Origin of the sequence: Mesorhizobium australafricanum (assembly GCF_033977265.1) — a bacterium.
GTDB classification, from domain to species: Bacteria; Pseudomonadota; Alphaproteobacteria; order Rhizobiales; family Rhizobiaceae; genus Mesorhizobium; species Mesorhizobium australafricanum.
The window spans coordinates 129,721-152,276 of sequence record NZ_JAVIIT010000009.1 but is presented as its reverse complement, the minus strand read 5'-3'; the positions used below and the strand labels follow the sequence as shown (position 1 = coordinate 152,276).

General features: G+C 64.4%; 22 protein-coding genes. 11 read left to right on the top strand and 11 right to left on the bottom strand.

Annotated features, from left to right (window positions below):
* The first annotated feature begins 272 nt into the window (after positions 1 to 272).
* The 3 genes from RFM98_RS19055 to RFM98_RS19045 all read left to right on the top strand — a co-directional run bounded on the left by RFM98_RS19055 (position 273) and on the right by RFM98_RS19045 (position 3,801).
* A complete protein-coding gene (locus tag RFM98_RS19055) occupies positions 273 to 1,643 on the top strand; it encodes a glutamine synthetase family protein (RefSeq protein WP_320310324.1) in 1,371 nt (456 codons plus the stop codon).
* A 2-nt stretch (positions 1,644 to 1,645) separates the two neighbouring features.
* The gene (locus tag RFM98_RS19050; protein WP_320310323.1) at positions 1,646 to 2,944 is read left to right on the top strand and encodes an NAD(P)/FAD-dependent oxidoreductase; all 1,299 of its coding nucleotides are present in this window, start codon (positions 1,646 to 1,648) and stop codon (positions 2,942 to 2,944) included.
* A 68-nt stretch (positions 2,945 to 3,012) separates the two neighbouring features.
* The gene (locus tag RFM98_RS19045; RefSeq protein ID WP_320310322.1) at positions 3,013 to 3,801 is read left to right on the top strand and encodes a DeoR/GlpR family DNA-binding transcription regulator; all 789 of its coding nucleotides are present in this window, start codon (positions 3,013 to 3,015) and stop codon (positions 3,799 to 3,801) included.
* Between the two features lie 11 nt (positions 3,802 to 3,812).
* Here the strand turns inward: RFM98_RS19045 and RFM98_RS19040 are convergent, their stop codons facing one another.
* From RFM98_RS19040 to RFM98_RS19015, 6 genes are all read right to left on the bottom strand, one after another.
* On the bottom strand, positions 3,813 to 4,316 hold the full coding sequence (locus tag RFM98_RS19040; protein WP_320310321.1) for an L-2-amino-thiazoline-4-carboxylic acid hydrolase: 504 nt from the start codon (positions 4,314 to 4,316) through the stop codon (positions 3,813 to 3,815).
* Positions 4,317 to 4,380: 64 nt separating this feature from the next.
* Positions 4,381 to 5,157 (bottom strand): ABC transporter ATP-binding protein, encoded by a 777-nt coding sequence (locus RFM98_RS19035; protein ID WP_320310320.1) that lies wholly within the window; start codon positions 5,155 to 5,157, stop codon positions 4,381 to 4,383.
* Positions 5,154 to 6,146, bottom strand: coding sequence for an ATP-binding cassette domain-containing protein (locus RFM98_RS19030; protein ID WP_320310319.1), 993 nt, complete (start codon positions 6,144 to 6,146; stop codon positions 5,154 to 5,156). Before RFM98_RS19030 ends, RFM98_RS19035 begins: the two co-directional genes overlap by 4 nt.
* Positions 6,143 to 6,973 carry an ABC transporter permease gene (locus RFM98_RS19025; protein WP_320310318.1) on the bottom strand — a complete coding sequence of 277 codons (831 nt, stop codon included), beginning with the start codon at positions 6,971 to 6,973 and terminating at the stop codon, positions 6,143 to 6,145. The genes RFM98_RS19030 and RFM98_RS19025 overlap by 4 nt, the downstream gene beginning before the upstream one ends.
* Entirely contained in the window at positions 6,970 to 7,956 is a 987-nt protein-coding gene (locus RFM98_RS19020) for an ABC transporter permease (RefSeq protein ID WP_320310317.1), read from the bottom strand. The genes RFM98_RS19025 and RFM98_RS19020 overlap by 4 nt, the downstream gene beginning before the upstream one ends.
* A gap of 273 nt (positions 7,957 to 8,229) precedes the next feature.
* Complete coding sequence (locus tag RFM98_RS19015) at positions 8,230 to 9,840, bottom strand: ABC transporter substrate-binding protein (RefSeq protein ID WP_320310316.1); 1,611 nt, start codon at positions 9,838 to 9,840, stop codon at positions 8,230 to 8,232.
* Positions 9,841 to 10,172: 332 nt separating this feature from the next.
* On the opposite strand from RFM98_RS19015, the gene RFM98_RS19010 reads away from it, so the two are divergent.
* The gene (locus RFM98_RS19010; protein WP_320310315.1) at positions 10,173 to 11,363 is read left to right on the top strand and encodes a M24 family metallopeptidase; all 1,191 of its coding nucleotides are present in this window, start codon (positions 10,173 to 10,175) and stop codon (positions 11,361 to 11,363) included.
* Between the two features lie 173 nt (positions 11,364 to 11,536).
* Here the strand turns inward: RFM98_RS19010 and RFM98_RS19005 are convergent, their stop codons facing one another.
* Genes RFM98_RS19005 through RFM98_RS18995 form a run of 3 tightly spaced genes read right to left on the bottom strand, consistent with a single transcriptional unit; the run spans position 11,537 to position 14,028 of the window.
* Complete coding sequence (locus RFM98_RS19005; RefSeq protein WP_320310314.1) at positions 11,537 to 11,953, bottom strand: cupin domain-containing protein; 417 nt, start codon at positions 11,951 to 11,953, stop codon at positions 11,537 to 11,539.
* A gap of 3 nt (positions 11,954 to 11,956) precedes the next feature.
* Positions 11,957 to 12,820 carry a phosphoenolpyruvate hydrolase family protein gene (locus RFM98_RS19000; protein WP_320310313.1) on the bottom strand — a complete coding sequence of 288 codons (864 nt, stop codon included), beginning with the start codon at positions 12,818 to 12,820 and terminating at the stop codon, positions 11,957 to 11,959.
* Positions 12,821 to 12,831: 11 nt separating this feature from the next.
* Entirely contained in the window at positions 12,832 to 14,028 is a 1,197-nt protein-coding gene (locus RFM98_RS18995; RefSeq protein WP_320310312.1) for a Tm-1-like ATP-binding domain-containing protein, read from the bottom strand.
* Positions 14,029 to 14,183: 155 nt separating this feature from the next.
* On the opposite strand from RFM98_RS18995, the gene RFM98_RS18990 reads away from it, so the two are divergent.
* The 7 genes from RFM98_RS18990 to RFM98_RS18960 all read left to right on the top strand — a co-directional run bounded on the left by RFM98_RS18990 (position 14,184) and on the right by RFM98_RS18960 (position 20,883).
* Entirely contained in the window at positions 14,184 to 14,879 is a 696-nt protein-coding gene (locus RFM98_RS18990) for a helix-turn-helix domain-containing protein (RefSeq protein ID WP_320310311.1), read from the top strand.
* A 352-nt stretch (positions 14,880 to 15,231) separates the two neighbouring features.
* Entirely contained in the window at positions 15,232 to 16,548 is a 1,317-nt protein-coding gene (locus tag RFM98_RS18985) for an ABC transporter substrate-binding protein (protein WP_320310310.1), read from the top strand.
* A gap of 66 nt (positions 16,549 to 16,614) precedes the next feature.
* Complete coding sequence (locus RFM98_RS18980; protein WP_140820817.1) at positions 16,615 to 17,520, top strand: carbohydrate ABC transporter permease; 906 nt, start codon at positions 16,615 to 16,617, stop codon at positions 17,518 to 17,520.
* A gap of 3 nt (positions 17,521 to 17,523) precedes the next feature.
* Complete coding sequence (locus RFM98_RS18975) at positions 17,524 to 18,480, top strand: carbohydrate ABC transporter permease (protein ID WP_320310309.1); 957 nt, start codon at positions 17,524 to 17,526, stop codon at positions 18,478 to 18,480.
* Positions 18,477 to 18,698, top strand: coding sequence for a hypothetical protein (locus RFM98_RS18970; protein WP_320310308.1), 222 nt, complete (start codon positions 18,477 to 18,479; stop codon positions 18,696 to 18,698). The genes RFM98_RS18975 and RFM98_RS18970 overlap by 4 nt, the downstream gene beginning before the upstream one ends.
* On the top strand, positions 18,695 to 19,798 hold the full coding sequence (locus RFM98_RS18965) for an ABC transporter ATP-binding protein (protein ID WP_320310307.1): 1,104 nt from the start codon (positions 18,695 to 18,697) through the stop codon (positions 19,796 to 19,798). Before RFM98_RS18970 ends, RFM98_RS18965 begins: the two co-directional genes overlap by 4 nt.
* A complete protein-coding gene (locus tag RFM98_RS18960; protein WP_320310306.1) occupies positions 19,798 to 20,883 on the top strand; it encodes an ABC transporter ATP-binding protein in 1,086 nt (361 codons plus the stop codon). The genes RFM98_RS18965 and RFM98_RS18960 overlap by 1 nt, the downstream gene beginning before the upstream one ends.
* 41 nt (positions 20,884 to 20,924) lie before the next feature.
* Here RFM98_RS18960 and RFM98_RS18955 read toward each other — a convergent pair whose 3' ends face one another.
* Both RFM98_RS18955 and RFM98_RS18950 read right to left on the bottom strand, forming a co-directional pair.
* Positions 20,925 to 21,356 carry a DUF4437 domain-containing protein gene (locus RFM98_RS18955; protein ID WP_320310305.1) on the bottom strand — a complete coding sequence of 144 codons (432 nt, stop codon included), beginning with the start codon at positions 21,354 to 21,356 and terminating at the stop codon, positions 20,925 to 20,927.
* 108 nt (positions 21,357 to 21,464) lie between these two features.
* On the bottom strand, positions 21,465 to 22,436 hold the full coding sequence (locus RFM98_RS18950) for an AraC family transcriptional regulator (RefSeq protein ID WP_320310304.1): 972 nt from the start codon (positions 22,434 to 22,436) through the stop codon (positions 21,465 to 21,467).
* Between the last annotated feature and the right edge of the window lie 120 nt (positions 22,437 to 22,556).

Here is a 22,556-nt window from a genome sequence, read left to right as displayed (position 1 = left end):
GATTTTTGCCAGCGGTATTTCGTTTGCGCGCGCAGGGCACCACTGATCATGCGCTGCTGCCGCCACGAGAATTTGCAGCGTGCGGAGGAGACCAAGGTCGGCTCGCATGTCGTTCGTGACGGCTGGACCGAAGGGGTGCAGGGCGCGCTGAACCCGGCCCTTCGGCCGGTCATCAGGCGGGCGTCCGTCCTCGGATAACGCAGCTTAGATAACGCCCTACCCGGAACGGATATGCCCGCCGAAGCGATCTCTCCTTCGTACGGACATGACCAATGCCTGACAATCACGACTCCTCGATCGCCGGCGCGGACCCGCAAAGCTGGCTGAAGACACATGCGATCAGCGAGGTCGAGTGCCTCGTGCCCGACGTCAACGGCGTGCTGCGCGGCAAGACACTACCCGTGGCCAAATTCTTGAAGTCGCTCGACGATCGCGCGCTATACCTGCCGAGCAGCGCCTTCCTGGTCGCCATAGATGGCCGCTATTCCGGCTCGATCGACGAGGGCTTTGCCTACTCGGATCCCGACATGCGGATGGTGCCGGACGTTTCGAGCCTATGCCTTGCGCCCGGCAGCACCGGCAGAGCCTATGTTTTCGCCGACACGTTCCACATGGACGACCGGCCGTGGATGGCTTCGCCACGCCACGTGCTGAGAGACGTGCTCGACCTCTACCGCCAGCGCGGCTGGCGCGCGGTGATGGCGCCGGAGCTCGAGTTCTATCTCACGGCGCCCAACCCCAACCCGGACCAGCCTTTGACCGCGCCGATCGGGCGCAACGGCCGGCCTGAAAGCGTGCAGCATCCTTACGACATGCAGGCACTCGAGGAATTCGAGGCGGTGACGCGGCGGCTCTACGAACATGCCGCAATAGCCGGCTTGCCGGTCGAGACGCTGATCCATGAATCCGGCACGGCGCAGCTCGAGATCAATCTCCTGCATGGCGATCCGTTGGCGCTTGCCGACAAGGTGCTGTTGTTCAAGCGCCTGGCGCGCCAGGCGGCGCAGGCGAGCGGTATGCACGCCACCTTCATGGCCAAGCCGATCGCCGCACAGGCCGGCAGCTCGATGCATCTGCACATGTCGATCGTCGATGAGGCGGGCGAGCCCTTGTTTGCCGGCAAAGACGGCGAGGACACCAGGATGTTCGCGCATTTCATCGGCGGCCTGCAGAAATACATCCCCGAAATCATGCCGCTGTTCGCGCCCAACGTGAACTCCTACCGGCGCGTCCGGCCAAACCACAGCGCGCCGGCCAACATCGAATGGTCGCATGACAACCGTTCCTGCGGACTGCGCGTGCCGATGGGCGGGCGCGCCGCGCGCCGCATCGAGAACCGGCTGCCCGGAGCGGACGCCAATCCCTATCTTGCCATGGCCGGCTCGCTGATCGCCGGCTATCTCGGCATCGAGGAGAAGCTTGCGCGCTCGGAAGAGGCCTTCGGCAACGCCTATCGCAGCCAGAGCACGCTGCCGAAAACCATGGAGGAGGCGCTCGACCGCTTCGCCGCCTGCGAGCCCGTCCGGGCGCTGCTCGGCGAGGATTTCTTCCAGACCTATCTGCGCGTGAAGAGCGTCGAGCTCGACCTGTTCCAGAGCGTCGTGACGTCCTGGGAGCGCGACCATCTGCTGCTCAAGGTGTGACCATGGCTTTGCGTTCAACAGGTTTCAATTCCGGTCTCGGTATCGGCAAATCCTACTATGTCGCCACCGCAAACCCGGCGCCCGACCATCCGGCTTTAGCCGGCAATGTCGAGGCCGATCTGGTTGTCGTCGGCGGCGGCTGCACAGGTCTGTCGGCGGCGCTGCATGCGGCCGAGCGCGGCCTGAAAGTGGTGCTGCTCGAAGGCGGCAAGATCGGCTGGGGTGCTTCGGGGCGCAATGGCGGCCAGATGATCCCAGGCTTGCGCAAGGGCGCCAGGGGCCTGGTCAAAAGCTTCGGGCCGGAACGGGCAAAGGCGCTGTTCGACCTCGCCTTCGAGGCGCGCGGGCTGGTGCTCGACATCATCGAGCGCCACGGCATCGCGTGCGACTTGCGCCAGACCGGTCATCTGGTCGGCGCCGTCAACGGTTCCGACTTGCGCGACTTCGAGGAAGAAGCCGAGTGCCTCGCCGAGGTGATGAAGTTTACCGATGTCGAGATCCTGTCGGCGGCTGAGGCGCGGCAGAGGGTGGACACGCCCTATCAGGGCGCGGTGTTCGAGAGGCTCGGCGGCCACATGCATCCGCTCAACTACACGCTGGGGCTCGCCCGCGCTGCTTGCGCGGCCGGGGTCGTCATCCATGAGAACTCGGTTGCCGTCCGGCTGGAGCGGGAGCCCTCCATCCGGGTGTTCACCGACAAGGGGTCAGTCCGCGCCAGGCATGTGGTGCTGGCCGGCGATGCGCTGCTCCAGGGATTGGAGCCGCGTGTCAACAGCCGCATCATGCCGGTCGGCAACTATATCGTCGCCACCGAGCCTTTGGGCGAGCGCAATGTCATCCCGGCGAATGTCGCCGTCTCGGACACGCTGTTCGTGGTCAACTACTACCGCATGTCGGCGGACGGCCGTCTGCTGTTCGGCGGCGGCGAGCGCTACACGCCGTCGCCGCCGGCCGACATTGCCGGCTTCGTGCGGCCGCATATGGAAAAGACCTTTCCGCAACTCAAGGGCTGCCGCATCGACCATGCGTGGGGTGGGCTGGTGTCGGTGACAACGTCGCGCCTGCCGCATGTCGGGCATTATGGCGAGGTCTATTTCGCGCATGGCTATTCCGGCAAGGGCGTCATCCTGTCGACATTGTCGGGCAAGCTCTTGGCGGAAGCAATCACGGGCGATGCCTCGCGGCTCGACCTGTTCTCGACGCTGACGCCGCTGCCGTTCCCCGGTGGCACGGCGCTGCGCGGCCCGCTCTATGTGCTCGGCATGCTGTGGTACGCAATGCGCGACCGGCTGCGGCACTGACGCTGGTTTCCTTTTCCCGGCGTGGCTAATGTCGCCACGCCGGGAAGGAATCCCGAGAAGGAAGGGCAATGAATATCGAGCCGGGCCGACTGACCAAAAAAGAGCGACATGAGTTGATCCTGTCGGAGGTCCGGCGCTCGGCATCGATCCGCATCTCGAAGCTTGCGCGGCGCATCGGCGTCGCCGGCGAGACCATCCGTCGCGATCTCATCGAGCTCGGCGAGGCAGGGCTCCTCAACCGCACTTATGGTGGGGCGACCATCTCGCTGGTGACGTCGGAACCGGTGATTGCCGAACGCGGCCTCACAATGGTCGAGGAGCGGGCCCGTGTCGGCCGCGGCGCGGCCGGGCTGATCGAGAAAGGCCGCATCGTGATGATCGATGGCGGATCGACCACCTACGAGGTCGCGCGCAGCCTTTCGCAACTCGGCCGGGACCTGACGATCATCACCAACTCCATCGGCGTCGCCTCGGTGGCCGGCGCCAATCCCAGCTTCCGCGTCATCCTTTGCCCCGGCACCTATGACAGCCGAGAGGCCGCCGTGCTCGGCGAGGACACGGTCGAATTCGTGCGACGCTACAATGCCGACGTCGCCATCATCGGCGCATCGGCGCTGAACATCGAGGGGCCGAGCGACATGATCTCGGGCGCGGCAGCGGTGAAGCGGGCGATGATGGGGCGGTCGCTGTCGACGATGCTGGTCGTCACCAACGACAAGTTCGGCCGCAGCGGCCTCGAACGCGTCTGCGCGCTGAACGAGATTTCCGATGTCGTCACCGATAGCGAGCCGGCAGCGGCGCTGCGCACCGCGATCGACGAAGCGGGCGGTGAGCTGCACGTCTTTCCGGCAAGCTGAAGCATAGCTGGCTAAGCGTCCCGGTTGGTGAGCGCGATGTGGCAGCAGCCGGAGCCATGGCCCGGCGTCCAGGTGACATTGGCGAAGCGCACGCCGGTGGCCTCGAAAAGGCCACGGTCGAAGGCGCCGGCGATGCGGCAGAGCGTGGCGAGTTTCTCTTCGCCGACGCCGGCCTCGACCCAGGCGTCCTTCAGCGGGCAGCGCTTCACCTTGAAAGCGATGTGATCCGGTCCGCGCTCGACATGGGTCGGGTACATGCGACCATCATCAGGGCTGACGGCGAGGAACGCCTCGCCGATCGCCGGCGCGTCGTTGGGGCCGAAATCGGCGAAAGCCGTCGCCGCGACCTCCCGGCCGCGCTTTTCGATGGTGCGGATCATCACCGCTTCGGCCCTCTCCGCGCCGAGCTCGGCGGTCAGTTCATCGAGAAAGAGGCGGTAGAGGTCGGCCCTGTTGCGGAAAGCGGAATCGAGCTCTCGCGACAGTTTTTCGGCTCTGGCTGCGGGGTCGGTCATGAGACGTCCTGATCTTGTTGTTTGACCATGATCTTGTCCGCAAACCGGTTGCCACTTTGCGAGATCATGGTCGGTTTCTGATGAGCTTGGGCGTTGCCGCTACAAGCGCCTTGCCGATCGCCGATTGCGGGTTGCCGATAACGGCGCGGGCGTCGCCGCTCTCGGCGATCCGGCCGGCATCGAGGATGACGACACGATGCGCTACGGCCCGGATGACGCCGAGGTCATGGGAAATGAACAGATAAGCGATCCGTTCCCGCCGTTGCAGATCGAGTAGCAATTCCAGGATCTGCCCGCGCACCGATACGTCGAGTGCTGAAACCGCCTCGTCGAGCACGATCAGTGAGGGCCGCGAGGCAATGGCGCGGGCGATCGCCACACGCTGGCGCTGGCCGCCGGAAATCTCATGGATGGCGCGCGCGGCGAGGTTGGCATCGAGGCCGACACGCTCCAGCAACGCCGCGATCCGGCGCGGGCGCTCGGCGCGCGAAGTAATGTCGTGGATGCGTAAGGGATCGTCCAGCACGCGCGCTACGGTAGCGCGCGGATTGAAGGCGGCGAGCGGGTCCTGGAACACCATCTGCAGGCGGGCGCGGCGCGCGCGCAGCGCAGCACCCGACAATGCGAGGAAGTCTTCACCTTCGAAGTCGACACGGCCGGCATCGGGCTCGATCAGCCGCAACACCAGCCTTGCGATCGTCGATTTGCCGCTGCCGGACGGGCCGGCCAGCGCCAGCGTCTCCGCCGGGCCGATCTCGAAGGAGACGTCGTCGACTGCCGCGAAAGGCTTGCCGCCGCGACGGTAGCGCTTCGCGAGATCGGAGACGGCCAGCACGGTCATGCCGAAGCGCCTTGCCGGTCAAGCAAAGGCTTCGCGTCGAGGCCGAGATGAGCGTCGAGCAGGGCGCGCGTATAGGCATGCCGCGGGGCGTTGAGGATCTGATCGGTGTCGCCAAGCTCGACCAACTCGCCGTGACGCAGCACCGCGATGCGCTCGGCAAGCGTGGCGGCAAGGGCGATGTCGTGGCTGATGAAGAGCAGCGTCATGCCGTCCTCGGCCACCAGCCGGCGGATCAGGGCAACAATCTCCGCCTGGACGATGGTGTCGAGCGCGCTGGTCGCCTCGTCGGCGATGAGCAGCTTCGGCCCGGCGGCGATTGCGGCGGCAATGGCCACGCGCTGCTTCTGGCCACCGGAGAGCTGGTGCGGGTAGGCGCGGAGGGTGGCGTCGGGGAGGCGGACGCGTTCGAGGAGGGTTGCGGCTTTCGCGTAGGAGTCTCGCCAGCTGAGATCGAGATGCGTGCGGGCAACTTCGGCGATTTGCTTGCCGACCGGCATCACCGGGTCGAGGCTGGAGGAGGGGTCCTGGAAGACGAAGCCGATGTCGCGGCCGCCGATAGGCGTCTTGTCGCTTGGCCGGAGACGTTGGCGTTCCGTCGCGCCCCCCTCTGTCCTACCGGACATCTCCCCCTCTAGGGGGGAGATTAGCTCGTAATCTGCGCCTTCGCCAATTTTCGAGGCCGCAAGGTGAGCGCCAGCGACGGAACTGCCAATCTCCCCCCTTGAGGGGGAGATGTCCGGCAGGACAGAGGGGGGTGCCTTGGCGCCAGCGCCCGCTTGCAAGAACCAATCGATACGCCCTTCAATCTTAGCCGATGCCGCCAGCAACCCCGCAACCGCCAGCGCCAGCGTGCTCTTACCCGAGCCGCTTTCGCCGATGATCGCCAGGCGCTCGCCGGCTTCGACGTCCACACTCACACCTTTCAGCGCCGCCACACCGTCACCGCGGTAACGCACCGAAAGATCGCGGATCGAAAGCAGCGCGCTCAAGACAGGCTCCTGCGCACCGCGGTGCTTTCAACCACACCTTCACCGGCGAGGTAGACGCCGAGCACCGTCAGCACCAGAGCAACACCGGGAACGATCGACAGAAACGGTGCGGTGCGCAGCACCGCACGTCCTTCGGCAATCATGCCGCCCCAGGTGACGCGGTTGGGATCGCCAAGACCGAGGAAGGAAAGCGCTGCTTCGGTGAGGATGGCCGCCGCCACGATCACAGAGGATAGCGCCAGCACCGGCGGCAGGGCATTGGGCAGCACCTCGCGAAAGGCGATCTCCAGCGGATGCATGCCGATGACACGGGCGCCGGCGACATAGTCGCGTTCGCGGATCGACAGGACTTCCGCGCGCGCCACCCGCGCCGGTCCAGTCCAGGCGCCGAGCGCGATTGCCGCGACGACGACGCCAAGCGAGGGGCCGACGATGCTGACGAAGGCGAGCGCGAGCAGGAAGCTCGGAACGGTCTGGAAGGCATCGGTGATGCGCATCAGCACTTCGTCGGTCAGTCCGCCAGCGAAGCCGGCTAATGTGCCGACCACGGCGCCGATGAGGAGCGCCGCGGCGGCGGCCGCCAGCCCGACGGCGAGCGAGGTGCGGGCGCCGTGAAAGAGTTCGGCCAGCACGTCGCGGCCGAGCCGATCGGTGCCGAGCGGCAGCGACCAGTCCTGGAACGGCGGCAGCAGCGCCGGACCGGCGATCGCCTGCGGATCGCCCGGAAACAGCAGCGGCGCCGCCAGCGCCATCACGATGAGCAAGGCGAGGATTGCTGCTCCGGCGATTGCTTCCGGCGTGCGGAAGAAACGGCGCAGGCGGTTCATGCGCTTGCCTCGCTGGCGCCGACGCGCGGATCGAGGAAGGCGTAGGCGAGGTCGACGAGAAGGTTGATGGCGACGACCAGGACGGCGCTGACCAGGATGATGCCGAGCAGCAGCGGCGTGTCGCGTCCGGCGACGGCTTCCTGCGCCAGTCGGCCGAGGCCCGGCACGGCAAAGACGCTCTCGATGACGACGCTGCCGCCCAGCATCTGCGCCGACTGCAGGCCGAGCATGGTGACCAACGGCAGAAGCGCGTTGCGGGCGACATGGCCAAGCACGATGCGGCGGCGCGTCAGGCCCCTGGCGCGGGCGGCGAGGACAAAATCCTGCCGCCAGGCCTCGGCCATGCCGGCGCGCATCATGCGCAGATAGAGCGCCAGATAGATGAAACCGAGCGCCGAGACCGGCAGCACGAGATGGGTGGTGATGTCGGCGGCCCGTGCCAGCCCGGTCTTGGCCGACGCGATCGTTTCGATGCCGCCGATCGGCAGCCAGCGCAGGTCGACGGCAAAGACGACGATGAGCACGAGGCCGAGCCAGAAGCCGGGCACGGCATAGAGCGCCAGCGAGCCGATCGAGAGGAAGCGGTCGCGGACGCTGCCGGGCCTGGCGCCGGCATAGATGCCGAGCGCCGAGCCAAGGCCGAAGGAGAGCGCGGTGGCGCTGCCCATCAGGATCAGTGTGGTCGGCAGGCGCTCGAGGATGATCTCGCGGATCGGCCGCGAGAAGGTGACGGATTGGCCGAGGTCGAGATGCAGCAGGGCCCAGAGATAGTTTGCTAGCCGCGTCAGCTCCGACTGGTCCAGGCCCCAGCGATGGCGCAGCAGTTCGATCATGCCGGCATCGCCGCCGGTCGAAACGATGTAGGCGTCGACGGCGTCACCGGGGGCGGCTTCGAGCAAGAGGAAGCTGCCGATGACGACGATGAGCAGGACGAAGATGCTGCCGACGAGACGGCGGCGGAGGAGGCGGAGGGCGCGGGTCATGCGCGCCTCGGTGGGTTGGAGGTATGCCGACTATAGGAAATGCCGAGCTTGAGCACCCCCCTCTGTCCTGCCGGACATCTCCCCTGCAAGGGGGGAGATTGGATGTCATCACTGGCGTCGCCAATCTCCAACGTTGCAGAATTGGCGGGACAGAGAGGCTGCTGATCTCCCCCCTTGCGGGGGAGATGTCCGGCAGGACAGAGGGGGGTGGGCGGGAACTCGGCCTTTGCCCAAGCCCCCATTGTCTCGCGAACTCTCATCCGCGCGAGTGTGTCACGATTCCAAATAGGTGTCCGCCCAGTTTGACACCGCCCAGCGCGGGTTGTTGGCGATATTACCGACACTATCGCGGGCGACGGAAATGAAGCTCCATTCGGCGACGTTGATCAGCGGCAGGTCGGCCGCGACTTGTCTCTGGAACTCCTTGTAGAGTTCGGTGCGGGCCGATGTGTCGAGCGTCTCGGATGCCTTGGCGATCAGCGCATCCAGCTCGGCGTTCTTGTAGCCGCCCTGGTTGGAGAAGGGCACGCCGTCGGGAATGCCGCTCTGCACCAGTATGGTGGTCGAGATCGCCGGGTCGCCGCGGAACACGGGCGGGCCAACGGCAAGGTCGAAGGCGTGGTCGGTGTAGACCGCCTTGATGTGCGCGGCAGAGTCGTTGTTGACGATCTCGGTGTCGATGCCGATCGCGGCAAGTGCCTGGCGCAGATAGTCGCCGAACTGTTTTGTCTCGTTGAAGTAGGGCGCCGGCAGCAGCTTCAGCGCAAAGCGCTTGCCGTCGTCGGCGCGCTTGTAGCCGGCTTCGTCCAACAGCGCATTGGCCTCGGAGACGTCGAAGGCATAGGTCAGCACGTCGGCGGTGTAGAATTGCGGATCGTTCTTCGGCACCGGGCCGGTGGCGGTTGCGGCGTAGCCGAGGAAGATCGTCTTGACGACGAAATCCTTGTCGATGGCATGCGCGATCGCCTGCCGTACTTTCAGATCGGCGAGCTCCTTGCGGCGGTGGTTGATCTCGACGACGAGCTGGTAGGTCAGCCCCTCGTAACCCTTGGTGATGACCTTCAGGCCGGGCACCTTGGAGATGCGGTCGAGGTCGGCGAGCGGCACGGCGGAGAAGGCGGCGAGCTGGATTTCTTCCGCTTCGAGCGCCGCCGCGGCCGACGTGCGGTCCGGCAGCACCTGGTAGACGATCTCGTCGAGATAGGGTTCGTCCTTGCCCCAGTAGGAATCGTTCTTCGCCAGCCGGTAATACTGGCCGGCCTTGTATTCGGCGAATTTGAACGGCCCGGTGCCGACCGGGGCGTTGTTGGCCGGGTTCTCTTCGATCTTGCCGTTCTCATAGACATGTTTCGGCACGACGCTCGACAACGCCGGCAGCGCGTTGCGGATCAGCTGGAACGGCGTCGGCTTGGCGAATTTGAAGACCGCCGTCAGCTGGTCCGGCGTGTCGACGGCCTGAAGATCCTTGAACACGGTGCGGCCGAGATTCTGCAGCGGCTTCCAGACCTGCAGCGCCGAGAAGGCGACGTCGGCCGAGGTGAAGGGCTTGCCGTCATGCCATTTGACGCCGTCGCGCAATTTGAAGGTCACCGACAGCCCGTCGGCCGCACCTTCCCAGGAAAGCGCCAGGCGCGGCTCAAGCCCGTCCTTGCCGCCGAAGGAGGCCTCGGCCAGCGTCTCGACGATTTTGCTCGAGATGAAGAAGACACCGTTGGAGGCGACGATCGCGGGGTTGAGGTTGCGCGGCTCGGAATCGGCGGCGACGATCAGCCGGCCGCCCTTCTTCGGCGTCTGCGCGAAACCGATGGTCGGCAGCGCGGTCGAGGCCAGAAGCAACGCCGAGCCGGTCAGCAGGCGGCGGCGTGAAATCGTCAATTCGGACATCGTTCAACTCCCCTCTTCGCGCCGTGGCAGGCGCGGCAACCGGTGATTATGGCCTTCGTCAGAGGTTTCGCCAGAGACGGATTTGGCGCATCATGGCTTGGCTTTGAAATTTCCGTCCGCTGGACCAGCTAGCCGAAAGAGGCATACTATCATTATCTGGTAGGACCAGATAATGACAAAGCTGAACCAAGATTGAGATGGCCGAGTGCCTTTGAAGCGAAAGTGATCAGTTCTGGCTAGACCAGAGCGGCCGAAATGATGCAGATTTGGCTGACAGCCGTAGATCATGACGTTCGGCGCCCTCGCGGCCGATGAAAAACAGGGAGAGGCAGATGAACATCGCTCCGGGCAAAACCGAGGTCAGCAGCGTACCGTTCGACCAGGCGCGGGTGGACCGGCTGATGGAAGAGGCCGGCATCGACGTGCTTTTCGCCACCTCAAAGCACAACACGCAGTATCTGCTCGGCGGCTACAAGTTCATCTTCTTTGCTGCGATGGATGCGATCGGCCACAGCCGCTACCTGCCGATTGTCCTTTACGAGAAGGGCGGGCCGGAACATGCCGCCTATATCGGCAACAAGATGGAAGGCGGCGAGCACCAGAACCATCCGTTCTGGACGCCGACGCTGCATGCCGCCTGCTGGGGCACGCTCGATGCCGCCAATCTTGCGGTGGAGCATCTGCGTAAGATCGGCAAGGGCGCTGCCCGCATCGGCATTGAACCCGGCTTCCTGCCGTCGGACGCCTATATGCTGATCCGCAAAGCGCTGCCGGATGCCAAGCTGGTCGACGCGACCGACATGCTGGAGCGCATGCGCGCCATCAAGACGGAGGCCGAGCTGGAACAGCTGCGCATCGCCTCCGAACTCATCACCGATTCCATGCTGGCGACGATTGCCTGGGCGCGGGAAGGCACGAGCAAGACCGACATAATCGAGCGGCTCAGGCGCGAGGAGACCAATCGCGGCGCGCATTTCGAATATTGCCTGCTGACGCTGGGTTCCAGCCACAACCGCGCCGCTTCAAGCCAGGCGTGGAAGAAGGGCGAGGTGATGTCGATCGATTCCGGCGGCAATTATCACGGCTATATCGGCGACCTTTGCCGTATGGGCGTGCTTGGCGAGCCGGATGCCGAGCTGGAGGATCTTCTGGCCGAAGTCGAAACCGTGCAGCAGGCGGCCTTCTCCAACGTCAAGGCCGGCACGCCGGGTGGCGACATGATCGCGCATGCGGAGAGCGTTCTAAAGGCCTCGAAGGTCGCGGCCTATACGGATTTCTTCGCGCACGGCATGGGGCTGATCACGCATGAGGCGCCGTTCCTGATGACCAATCATCCGGTCGCGTATGAGGGTACCTATGCGGCAAGGCCGCTGGAAAAGAACATGGTGCTTTCGGTCGAGACGACCATGCTTCACCCGACACGCGGCTTCATCAAGCTGGAAGACACCGTCGCGGTGACCGACGCCGGCTATGTGATGTTCGGCGACCGGGGCAGGGGGTGGAACAGGGGTGGGGCGGCTTAGCGCGGCGGCGCTCCCCCTCACCCGGATTGCCAACCGAATTGCAAGGGCAATTCGGGGCAATCCGACCTCTCCCCGTGGGGAGAGGAGGGCGTCAGGGCTGGCGCTCGTCTCTTCTCCCCTCGGGGAGAAGGTGGCCGCGAAGCGGCCGGATGAGGGGGCAGCAACGCTGAAGATCACTTGCCCACTGGCAGCAACCTGAAATCCGGCAGGTCGCGCAGCGCAAGCTCGGGTCCTGCCGGCGAGTAGACCACGAAAAGCTGCATCGGCTGGTCACCGGTGTTGAGCGTCGAATGGAAGCGGCTTTCGGGCACGTAGATGGTGCAGCCGGGACCGACTTTCGCGACCACCGGATTGCCCTTCTCGTCCTCGACCATCTGCTCGCCATTGCCGGAGATGACGAAGATGATCTCTTCGGCTCCGGGATGATTGTGGCGGGTGTGACCCTTGCCGGGCGGCAGGTCGACGACGCCGCCGGAAAACCGCTCCGAGCCGTTCACTTCCGGCGCGACGGTCAGCGACAGCCTGCCCCAGTCGAAGCCGAAGGCGCTGACGTCCTTCGGATAGACGAAAACCTTGCTCCTGTCGGCCATCTCTCATCCCTTCTTTTTCTTCGGCGTTGTCTGGTTGTGAAGCGCGACCGCCTTGAAATCCGCCGTCTGCCTGGTAATCGCCGCTTCGGCCGGCATCCGCTCCATCGAACTCGCGCCATAGAAGCCGTGCAAGCCCTCGCAACGCTCCAGAATGTAGCGCGCGTCGTCGGGCATCGAGATCGGTCCACCATGGCAAAGCAGGATGACGTCCTTGCGCACCGAGCGCGCGGCATCGGCAATGGCGTCGATCTCCGCCACGCAGGCGTCGAGCGTTTTCGCCGAGGTGGCGCCGATCGAGCCGCCTGTCGTGACGCCCATATGGGCGACGACGATGTCGGCGCCGGCGTTCGTCATGGCGCGCGCCTCGTCCGGATTGAAAACGTAGGGCGTGGTCAGAAGGTCGAGCTTGTGCGCCTCGGCGATCATGTCGACCTCGAGACCGAAGCCCATCCCGGTCTCCTCGAAGCTCTGGCGCATGGTGCCGTCGAACAGGCCGACGGTCGGAAAATTCTGCACGCCGGAAAAGCCCATCGTCTTCAGCTCGGCCAGCAGCAGCGGCATGATGACGAACGGATCGGTGCCGTTGACGCCGGCCAGCACCGGCGTCTTCTTCACCACCGGCAGCACCTCATAGGCCATTTCCTTGACGATCTCGTTGGCGTTGCCATAGGCGAGCAGGCCGGCGGCCGAACCGCGTCCGGCCATGCGGTAGCGGCCGGAATTGTAGATGATGATCAGGTCGATGCCGCCGGCTTCCTCGGCCTTGGCCGACAGGCCGGTGCCGGCGCCGCCGCCGACGATCGGCACGCCGTCAGCGATCATCTTGCGGAATTTTTCGAGGATTTCCTTGCGCGATATTGCGGCCATGCTTGCCTGTCTCACTTCTCGGCGATGTCGAGGAACGCCTCGGCCGCGGCCGTGGCGAATGCGGGGTCGTTGATGTGCAGCGGCAGGCGCGTCACCGTGCGGTTCTTCGTCGGCTTGATGGTGCGCTCGATCGCGTCGAAAAGCACTCGATCAGCCTCCGCGTCGAAGAAGGCGCCACCCTCGGTATCGAGCGCCGAGACGCCCTTTTCCGGGATCAGGAAGCGGACCGGGCCGTCGCATCGGGCGAGACGACCGCCGATCCATTCGCCGATCCGGCGGCATTCGTCGGCCGTGGTGCGCATCAGCGTGACGTTGGGATTGTGCTCGTAGAAGAGACGGCCGCGATAGCGCTCCGGGATCGTCGGCGGCGCCCAGAAGTTCACCATATCGAGCGCGCCGACCGAGCCGACGTAAGGCAGCTTCGTGCGTGCGATGGCGCCGAAACGATCCTCGGTCGCGGGCAGCACGCCGCCGAACAGCAAATCGCAGACCTCGGTGGTGGTGATGTCGAGGACGCCGGCAAGCAGGCCTGAATCGGCGAGCTTCTCCATCGAGCGTCCGCCGGTGCCGGTGGCGTGGAACACCATGCAGTCATAGTCGGCGCGCAATTGGCCGACGATCGCCGTCACGCAGGGCGTGGTGACGCCGAACATGGTCAGCCCGAGCGCCGGCTTGCCGGCAGTGGCCGATGCGGGCGTCGCCGCCATGCCCGCGATCGCCTGGGCGGCATTGTGCAGCACCGTGCGGGAGAGCCTGTTCAGTCCCGCCATGTCGGTCACCGACGGCATCATGATGATGTCGGAGACGTCGACGTAAGGCGCGGTATCGCCCGATGCGAGGGTAGAGACCATGATCTTCGGCAGGCCGAGCGGCAGCGCGCGCATGCCGGCGGTAATAATCGAGGTGCCGCCGCCGCCGCCGATGCCGATCACGCCGGCGATGTCGTCACGCGACTGGATGAAATTGGCGAAGGCGGCGCCCATTCCGGCAACGGCGGTGCCGCGATCATCGATGCCGAGAACGGCGCCGGCTCCGTTCGCATGGTGTTCGGCGACCTCGCCTGCGGGGATATCGACCGGGACAGTCGCGCCGCGCGTGCCGATGTCGACGCGAGCCACCACGCCGCCGGCCGCGGCGACGGCATCGGCCAGGAAGGCGAGTTCCTCACCCTTGGTGTCGGCGGTGCCGACCACATAGATGCGCTTCATCGGCGGTTCCCCGTCACCCGGCATGTTCGGCATTGCCGCCCGCCTTTTTGCCCCACCCTTAAGCTCCTCGGCAAAAGCCTCGTCGCTGGTGGGGACCCCATTATTGCCCGGCAATGCGCCATTGCAAATTTTTGAGACGCGCGTATCGTATTGATATGGATGTCTCACGTCAACAAGCCGCCGCCAACGATGATGCCGTCCAGGCGCCGGTCATCGAGAAGGGGCCGCGCGCCCGCACCATGCGACTGATGCTGGAAACGGCGACAAGGCTGATGCAGTCCGGCATGACCCCTTCGGTCAGCGAGGTCGCCGAGGCGGCTGGGGTGTCGCGCGCGACCGCCTACCGCTATTTCCCCAGCCAGGCGGCGCTGGTGCAGGCTGTGGTCGATGAAGGGCTCGGCCCGATCCTCACCTGGAAGTCCGCATCCAACGATGCCGAGCGTCGCGTGGCGGATCTGTTCGCCACCGCCATGCCGCGCATCGAGGCCTTCGAAGCGACGTTCAAGGCGGCGCTGAAACTCTCCCTCGACCAATGGGCGCGGCGCCAGGCGGGCACGCTCGGATCCGAGCCGGCCTTTACTCGCGGCCATCGCGTCGACTTGCTGAAGGATGCGATCGCGCCGCTCAAGGGCCGCTTGAAGCCGCGCCAGTTCAGGCGCCTGGCCCAGGCGCTGTCGCTGATGTTCGGCGTCGAGGTGGTCACCGTGCTGAAGGACATATGGGGGCTGGACAGCGCCGAGATGATGTCCGTGGCGCAATGGGCGGCGGGCGCGCTGGTGCGCGCCGCAATGGCGGAATCGGAGGCTAAATCAGCAGGAATGTCGGCGACGTCGAAGGCGGCAACCGCCTAAATCTGGTTCGACCAGATTGCGCAAGCAGTTTTGAATATTAGATGCGGTGAGCCACCCATGGCAATGGGTATACATATCAAGGAGTAGGAAAAACGAGGCAAAACAGACAGATATCGCAATGTTCGGCTTGTCTAACTATCGCTGGCGCCTCAAGAAAGCGCTTGACGCCACGCTGGAATTGGTAATACCAGATCAAGACTGATAAAGCGGATCAAGAGTGAAGGCTGCGATCCATTTCCGGCAGGGCGAGGAGGCCTGGAACCGGAGAGGTGCCATCACAGGAGGAACTACCAGGGCCGGCTTCGCCGCCGGCTCGCATGATACGGTAGAATGCGCACAAGGGAGGAAAACTATGCGCAAGATAGTGACCAGCGTGATCGCTGGTATCGGGCTGGCGCTTGCCTGCGGAACATCCGTCCGCGCGCAGGACAAGGAACTCACCATCTTCTGGGCGGAATGGGATCCGGCGAACTATCTGCAGGAACTCGTCAACGACTACACGGCCGAAACCGGCGTGAAGGTCACGGTTCAGACCACGCCTTGGCCGGACTTCCAGACCAAGGCCTTCACCGAATTCAACGCGCATGGCGATGCCTATGACCTGGTCGTCGGCGACTCGCAATGGCTCGGCGCCGGTTCGACGCAGGGTCACTATGTCGACCTCACCGACTTCTTCAACCAGCACAAGCTCAATGACGTGATGGCGCCCGCGACCATCAAATACTATGCCGAATACCCTGGCGGGTCCGGCAAGTACTGGGCGATCCCGCTGGAGGGTGATGCGATCGGCTGGTCCTACCGCAAGGACTGGTTCGAGGACCCGAAGGAGAAGGAAGCATTCAAGGCGAAATACAACTACGACCTCGACATTCCGAAGACCTACGCGCAGCTGCGCGACATCGCCGAGTTCTTCCACCGTCCGGACCAGAAGCGCTACGGTGTCGCCATCTACACCGACAACTCCTACGACGCGATGGCGATGGGCGTCGAAAGCGCCATCTTCAGCTATGGCGGCGATCTCGGCGACTACGCAACCTACAAGGTCGATGGCGTCATCAATTCCAAGGAGGCCGTAGCCGGCCTCGACATGTACAAGGAACTCTACAAGTTCACGCCTCCCGGCTGGGGCAAGACCTTCTTCGTGGAGGACAACCAGGCGATCACCGGCGGTCTCGCCGCGATGAGCATGAACTTCTTCGCCTTCTTCCCGCCGCTGGTGAACAAGGCCTCCAACCCCTATGCCGACGTCACCGGCTTCTTCGCCAACCCGGCCGGTCCGGACGGCAAGCGCTTCGCCGCTCTCGGCGGCCAGGGCATCTCGGTCATCTCGTACTCGAAGAACAAGGACGAGGCGATGAAGTTCCTCGAGTGGTTCATCAAGGACGAGACCCAAAAGAAGTGGGCCGAGCTCGGCGGCTATACCTGCAGCCAGGCCGTGCTGAAGTCGGAAGCCTTCCAGAACGCAACGCCGTACAACAAGGCGTTCTACGACACGATGTTCATGGTCAAGGACTTCTGGGCAACGCCCGAATACGCCGAAGTGCTCGATCAGCTGAACCAGAACATCTATCCGTTCGTGGTCGGCGGCAAGGGCAGCGCCCAGGAGGCGCTCGATAAGACCGCCGCCGACTGGAAGGCGACGTTCACCAAGTACAACCGCTACAAGTAAGCACCACAGGCAGAATGCCGGAGGAGGGTTTCCCCTCCGGCATTCCTGTTTTCAGGAGACAACCGTTTGGCTTCGGTAGCCCTCACCCATCTTGATCCTGCGTCCAGGGCCGCCGCTCGCGGCTGGTCCGATCTGACCATCCGCAACCTGTTCATCATCCCGACGCTGGTCTTTCTGATCGTCTTCAACATTTTTCCGCTGATCTATTCGCTCGGTTATTCCTTCACCAACTTCGCCGCGAACCGCACAGAGCCCTGGCAGTTCGTCGGCTTGCAGAATTATCGCGAGCTGCTCAGCGACGACCACATCTGGTCGAACTTCGTCATCACGGCGAAATACGTGATCGTTTCGGTGGCTGGACAGATGATCGTCGGCTTCGGCCTTGCGCTTCTGCTCAACCGCAGCTTTCCGATGAAGGGCCTGATCACCACGCTCTTGCTGTTGCCGATGATGATGTCGGCGGCGGTCGTCGGCCTGTTCTGGCAGCTGCTCTACAGCCCGTCCTGGGGCCCGATCAACTACGTCTTCGGCCTTGGCGACTTCGCCTGGCTTTCCAACCCAGACAGTGCGCTCTACGCGGTCGCGATCACCGACATATGGATGTGGTCGCCCTTCGTCATGCTGCTGTCGCTCGCCGGTCTCTCGGCCGTGCCGCAGCATCTCTACGAGGCCGCCGCGATCGACCGCGCCGGGTGGTGGTACACCTTCACCCGCATCACCTTGCCGCTGGTCTCGCCGATCCTTTTGATCGCGCTGATCTTCCGCACCATGGAAGCCTTCAAGACCTTCGACATCGCCTACACGATGACGACCCAGCCGACCGCCGAGCTGATCGCGATCCGGCTCTACAAGCAGGCCTTCCAGCAATGGGATACGGGCAAGTCCTGCGCGCTCGCCTACATCGTGCTGATCATGGTGCTGGCCATCACCAACCTCTACGTGAAGTATCTCAACAAGGTGAAGGAGCGCTGACAGATGGCCGCCGTCCGCACTTCCTCCGAGGTCGCTTTCAACCGCATCGCCATCGCCGCGGTGCTGATCGCGACGCTGATCTTCCTGGCGCCGATCTACTGGATCGCGTCGACGGCGTTCAAGCCGAAGGAGCTCGCCGTCAGCGTGCCGCCCACCGTGCTGTTCGAGCCGGAGGTGACGCCGTTCATCCGGCTTTTCACCAAGCGCGTGCAGATGCAGAAACCCGTCGACCCGCAAGTCTATGAGGCCGCGCCCTGGTGGGAAAAACGCATCTATGACGGCGGCGAACGGGTGTTGAAGGTCGGCAAGGACGTGCAGCTTTCGCAATATCCCGACCGGTTCATGAACAGCCTGATCGTGGCGGTCATCAGCACCGTGCTCGCGGTGGGCATGGGAACCTTCACCGCCTACGGCTTCTCGCGCTTCAAGATCGCCGGCGAGGCCGATCTTCTCTTCTTCATCCTGTCGACACGCATGCTGCCGCCTGTGGTGGTCGCCATCCCGATGTTCCTGATGTACCGGGTGGTCGGCCTCAACGATTCGCATATCGGCCTGATCATCCTCTACGTCGCCTTCAACCTGTCCTTCTCGGTCTGGCTGATGAAGGGCTTCATGGACGAGATCCCGAAGGAGTATGAGGAGGCTGCGCTCGTCGACGGCTACACCCGCATGCAGGCCTTCTTCAAGATCGTGCTGCCGGAAGCGGCGACCGGCATTGCCGCCACCGCTGTGTTCTGCTTCATCACTGCCTGGAACGAATATGCCTTCGCGCTGATCATGACCAACCGGCGCGCCCAGACGGCGCCGCCCTTCATTCCTTCACAGATAGGCTCCGGCCTGCCGGACTGGACAACGATCGCGGCGGGTACCTTCCTGTTCCTGCTGCCGGTCGCGATCTTCACTTTCCTGCTGCGCAACCACCTGCTTCGCGGCGTCACGTTCGGAGCGATCCGCAAATGAGCTTTCGCGCCGTCAACGAGAAATACCTTTTGCCGGCATCGCAGATCCTCATGGTGCTGGGCATCGTTGCGCTCTGCCAGCCATGGAGCCTCACCCTGCATTCCTACGGCGTGACGATCATCCTGGCCGGACTGATCGGCTTCAACATCACATCGAAGATTGCGCCGGAGCGCGGCGAGGAAACCGGCGCCGCGATGCATGAGGGAGCCCGGCAGTGACGCAGATCGAACTTCGCGGCATCGAGAAATTCTTCGGTGCCGTTCAGGTCATTCACAATCTGAACCTCGCCATCGCCGACAACGAGTTCATCGTGCTGCTCGGACAGTCGGGCTGTGGCAAGACCACGACGCTGCGCGCGATAGCGGGGCTGGAGACGATCGACAAGGGCGACATCCTGATCGACGGCAAGGCGGTGCAGCACCTCAAGGCCGCCGACCGCGATATCGCCATGGTGTTCCAGTCCTTCTCGCTCTATCCGCATATGACGGTGTTCGAGAACGTCGCCTTTCCGCTGCGCGCCACGCGCATGAGCAGCGCCGAAGTCGACAAGTCTGTGCGCGAGGTCGCCCGGGTTCTGCGCATCACCGACCTGCTCGACAAGAGACCTTCTGCGCTCTCGGGCGGCGACATGCAGCGCGTGGCGATCGGCCGCGCGCTGGTGCGGCGCCCGAAGGCGATGCTGATGGACGAGCCGATCGGCGCGCTGGACGCCAAGCTGCGCGAGGAAATGCGCGCCGAGATCAAACGCCTGCACGTCAAACAGGGCTCGACCACGATCTACGTCACCCACGACCAGATCGAGGCGATGAGCCTGGCCGACCGCATCGTCATCATGCATGAGGGTTTCATCCAGCAGGTCGGCACGCCGGACGATGTCTATTCGCACCCGGCGAACCTGTTCGTGGCGCAATTCGTCGGCAGCCCGGTGATGAACATCGCCGAGGCCAGCGTCGCGGATCAGGCCGGCGCCGCGACTGTCACGGTCGGCGACGCGCAAGCGGGCTTCGAGTTTCCGCGCCAGCTCCTGTCCAAGCTCAACGGGCATTCCAACGGTGGCTTGACGCTCGGCATCCGCCCGGAGGGCGTGCTCGTCCGGCACGATGCGGCGCCCGGCTACATGCCGGTCGAGGCGAACATCATCGAGCCGCTGGGATCGTTCGACATCGTCGATCTCAAGGTCGGCTCCAAGATGCTGCGCGCGCGCACCAAGGCTGGCTATGTTTCTGGTCCCGGCGAGAAGGTGCATGTCCGCATCGATCCGGAGCAGGCGCATTTCTTCGACACGGCAAGCGGCAAGTCACTCGGAGTAAGGCTGTAATGGCCCATATCGAACTGAAGAACATCACCAAGAAGTTCGGCGGCCACACCGCGTTGACCGGCCTCAACCTCGACATTGCCGACGGCGAGTTCTTCGTGCTGCTCGGCGAGACCGGAGCCGGCAAGACGACGGCGTTGCGTTTGATTGCAGGCCTCGAGAAGCCGACCGAGGGCCAGGTCTTCATCGACGGCGTCGACGTCGCCGACTGGGGCGCGGCCGAACGCGACGTGGCGCTGGTGCTGCAGCAATATTCGCTCTATCCGCGCTACACGGTGCGGCAGAATCTCGAATTTCCGCTGAAGCCGAAGATCCGCCGGCTGCCGGATGCCGAGATCAAGGACCGTGTCGCGCGCGCCGCCCGTACGCTCAGGATCGAACATCTGCTCGACCGCAAGACCGACCGGCTTTCCGGCGGCGAGATGCAGCGCGTCTCGATCGGCCGCGCCATCGTGCGCAAGCCGCGCGTGTTCCTGATGGACGAGCCGCTTTCGGCGCTCGACGCCAAGCTGCGCGAGGCGCTGCGCACGGAGCTGAAGAACCTGCAGATGCAACTCGGCGCCACATTCCTGTTCGTCACGCATGACCAGATCGAGGCCATGTCGATGGGCGACAAGGTCGGCGTGCTCAACCACGGCCGCATCATCCAGACGGGCACGCCGCATGAGATCTACAACAATCCGCGTGACACCTATGTCGCGAGCTTCGTCGGTTCGCCGCCGATGAACCTCATCGACGGCAAGCTGGTCGATGACCGCGCGGTGATGGCGCCGATGAATTTCGAACTGCCGCTCTCAGGGGGAGCCAAGGCGGGCGGCGCGACCGACGGTCGGCCGCTCGTCTTCGGCATCCGTCCGGAGGATGTCTACCTGGAGAGCGGCGCGCCGGTCGAAGCGCGCGTCCACGATGTCGAGAATCACGGCGTGGAAAAGATCCTGACGCTCAGGGTCGGCGACACGATGCTGCGGGCCACCGTGCCGGCCAGGACCGATGTCGCGATCGAACAGCCGGTGCGCTTTGCCTGGAACCCGGACAAGGTGGTGATGTTCGACAAGGGCAGCGGGGTGAGCCTGCGGCACGCCGGATAGCGTAGCGTCCGGCGTGCCGGTTGTTTGCTGTCGGCCTGCACCTATTTCGGCAGGTAAGTCTCGTAGGGCGTGTCGTTGATCAGAAGGATCACGCATTCGGTGTCCGACAAGCAGGCATCGTCATGCATTTCGTCGGCCTTCTGCGTCCAGTAGGAACCTGGCGGCAACTCGGTCTTGGTCGCTTCGCCGCCCTGCATCTGCCAGTGTGCCCAGAGACCCTTGATGACCACGGCGCGGTAATCGGCGGTGTGGGCATGCACGGGCGCGCGCCAGTTGCCCGGAACTTTCAGCAGCGTGCCGGCAGGCCCTTTTGCCCGTTCGCCCCATAGCGGACCAAGGCGCTGCGGCTGGCCCGGGGCTTCGACGGCGTAAGGGATCTTGTCGGCGGGCAGGTAACTGTCTTCGAGCGCGAAGGCCCGGCCCGGCAACATGGCGGCCGCGGCAAGCGCAAGCGATGCGAGATGATTGGACATAGCGGTTTCCTCCGCCAGCCAGCTTAGGCGGCCGCAGTTGGCGGGGAATGGCGCGTCGTCCAAAAGATTTGGCAATTCATCCAGCGGGCAGCGGCTGCCCGCTGGATGTCAGGATTGCTCCTCGGCGCCAGCGGCGTTGCGGAAATGGCTCGGCGCCACGCTCATCACCCGCTTGAAGGCGCGGCTGAAGGAGGCTTCCGAATCGTAGCCCAATCTCGATGCCGCCACCGAAACCCGCATGCCGTCGCGGGTAAGCCATTGCCGCGCCTGGTGCATGCGCACGCGCAGCACATATTTAGCCGGCGTCTCGCCGACCACGCTGGCGAAGCGCTGCGCAAAGGCGGAGCGCGAGGCGCCCATCATTCTGGCCAGCGCCTCGACCGTCCAGTCGCGCTCCGGCTGCAGGTGGATGGCGGCGAGCACCTTGCCGACATCCGGGTTGCGCACGGCGGCGATCCATCCAGTGGCGTCACCGCAGCCATTTTCCACCCAGGAGCGGATGATGGTGGCGGCGAGCACGTCGGCCAGGCGGGCGAGGATGCCGCCGGAGCCGACACGGTCCATCGTCACCTCGCCGGCCATCGCGTCGAGCAGATGCTGGATGCCGGGCGCATTCGCCATGAGCTTATGCGCCTGCATCAGGTCCGGCATCATCTCCAGCAGTGGATGCGAGCCGTCGAGGTTGAAATGCATCGAGCCGCAAAACAGCAGGGTCTTGCAGCCGTCGCAGCCATTGGAGACGTCGTAGATGTTCTCGCACACAGGCTCGATGGTGTAGCGGCCGATCGGCACGGGCGGCACGCCGGGCGCGCTCGCCAGCACATGCTCGTCGCCGCGCGGGATCAGCAGCGCGTCGCCAACGGAGAGTTGGGTCCATTCCTTCGCCGGCGTAAACAGCCAGCAACCCTGCTGTCCGATGAAATGGAACCGTGCCGCCTTCTGCGCGGGAAAAGAAACGGCCCAGGGTTCCCCCAGCACGCAGCGGCCGTAATCGACGCCGTCGAGGCGCAAGCCGCGCAGCATATCGGTGAGCGGGTCGCCAGAAGCCTGCAGAACGGTTTTGGACGAATTGTAATTCATTTCGGCGTTTCTAGCATGGAAACTCCAGTCCGTCACTCCCTATGTTGCATTGCAGCTAAATGTTGCGCCGCAACCAGATCGAACCGGCCGAGCCGCCCGCCAGGCATGTAACGGGCGGAG